The following is a 1,676-nucleotide window of genomic DNA, read 5'->3' as shown; positions in this document are numbered from 1 at the left end:
CCTCATAAGTATTTCATAACCATTTATGAAATATTTCACACTAACGGCTTGTTTTCTTTTTTAAAATGTTATTATTTTAAAAACAAACCAAAACTAAAGGAATTTAATCATGAACCAACCAGCTAAAATTTTGGCCTTAATCAGTCATAAAAGCATTACTAAAACAACGACCATTTCAAATCTCAGCCACTCCTTGGCGCTTCAGGGTTATCGCACGCTGATTATCGACACTGATGGCGTACCAGCAATTCAAATGCATATCGAGCAGAACAAAGAAGTAACAGAAAAACGCATTATCAAAAACAAAGCCAAGGTGGAATTTCTTAAAAATAAAGGTAGATCTATAAACCAGTCCTTGCTGGATCAACTTGAGTACGATGAATTCGCACTTGAAAACCGTCCTATCGTTATTGCCCGCAGCCTTTATGAGCTGGACGCACAATTTGACGTAATCAAACGTGACTACGCTCACTTCGACTTTATTATTGTAGATGTTCCAGCCAAGGTTCTAGACTCGAAAAACAATCCAATCAAGGAGATTAAAAGGCTCATCAGCTTTAGTGACTTGGTGATTACACCTTACAAGGGCGACACGCAGAACGCAGTGACTGCCGTTACCGTGTCGGGAATCATTGAGGATTTGAAATACGACGCCGTGAGCCTAGGCGGAAAATTCACCACAAAGGTACGCTCTTTGTTGGCTTTCGATCCAGCACGCATCAAGGCAAATTCCAAAGAGGTCAGCGCTAACCTCACCTTGACGGATACATCCACGAATGCAGCAAGACTTGCCCGTAATGCAGAACGTAAAGCCTTGAAGGAAATCGACCGTAAGAACCAGATTGATGCAGACATTAGGGCATTTGGTGATGCGTTTGGTGAACACCAGAAGCCGTTGGAAGCACCTTTGATTTTCCGCTCGATATACCCTAACCAATTCAACAAAGGGCAGACCATTTATAACGCCACGACTGAATCGGCCAAAATTGCACAAGCTGAATTCAATCTTGTGGTGAAAGCGATTCTTGAAGCCTTTGCTGAAACATCAGTGGTCGCCACTGCCCAAAACGAATCAATCACAAACTAACTAAAATGAGATAACTATCATGACATTTGACTTACAAGCAGCAAAAGCCCGTGCAGAAGCTAAAAGAGCCGAAGCACCAACTACACCACCAGAATCTGAAATCACTTTGGTAAAGACAGCTCCAAAATCACCAGAACAGATTCAAGCAGAGATCGAGCAAGCAGCCGCTGAAAAAGCTATCCACGATCAAAAGGTCTTGGCTTTCAAAATTGACCAAGCTTTGAAGGAACACAAAGCCCTGCCAGAAGGCAACAAATTGAGCGTTCGCAGCTTCGCGTTCACAGACAAGACCGATAGCGCTATCAAGGCTTTCGAATCCATCACCAACAACAAGCGCTATGGCAAAGGGTACGTGAGCAGTTCAGTCAGCGTTGACGTTGAGCGCATGTGCATTCTGCGCTTGAAGGCTTTGACAGACCCTGTGCTTAAATCCTACCTGGATGACGTAGATGCAGAATTCAGACGCACCATCGACTGATAGAGACTCAAAAAATCCAAGCCCCTTAACCGGTTTTTTTTTCGCCTGGACGTTCATAATCACCGATCTGAACTGGATCTGATCTACATCATAAGCACTTCATAAACACTT

2 protein-coding genes are annotated in these 1,676 nt (G+C 43.2%); both read left to right on the top strand.

What is annotated here, in order from left to right:
• Positions 1-109: 109 nt before the first annotated feature.
• Positions 110-1,087 carry an AAA family ATPase gene (locus HX823_RS31500; protein ID WP_177078544.1) on the top strand — a complete coding sequence of 326 codons (978 nt, stop codon included), beginning with the start codon at positions 110-112 and terminating at the stop codon, positions 1,085-1,087.
• A gap of 19 nt (positions 1,088-1,106) precedes the next feature.
• Positions 1,107-1,565 (top strand): hypothetical protein, encoded by a 459-nt coding sequence (locus HX823_RS31495; protein WP_177078542.1) that lies wholly within the window; start codon positions 1,107-1,109, stop codon positions 1,563-1,565.
• Positions 1,566-1,676: the final 111 nt, after the last annotated feature.

This window comes from Pseudomonas sp. P7759 (genome assembly GCF_013386445.1).
In the GTDB taxonomy this organism is placed as follows: Bacteria; Pseudomonadota; Gammaproteobacteria; order Pseudomonadales; family Pseudomonadaceae; genus Aquipseudomonas; species Aquipseudomonas azotoformans_A.
The sequence above is the reverse complement of the archived record's forward strand: the minus strand, read 5'-3'. Positions and strand labels throughout refer to the sequence as shown.

Excerpts from the sequence above, each read along its gene's own strand:
- HX823_RS31495 (WP_177078542.1), top strand. The coding sequence starts at position 1,107 with ATGACATTTGACTTACAAGCAGCAAAAGCCCGTGCAGAAGCTAAAAGA.
- HX823_RS31500 (WP_177078544.1), top strand. The coding sequence starts at position 110 with ATGAACCAACCAGCTAAAATTTTGGCCTTAATCAGTCATAAAAGCATT.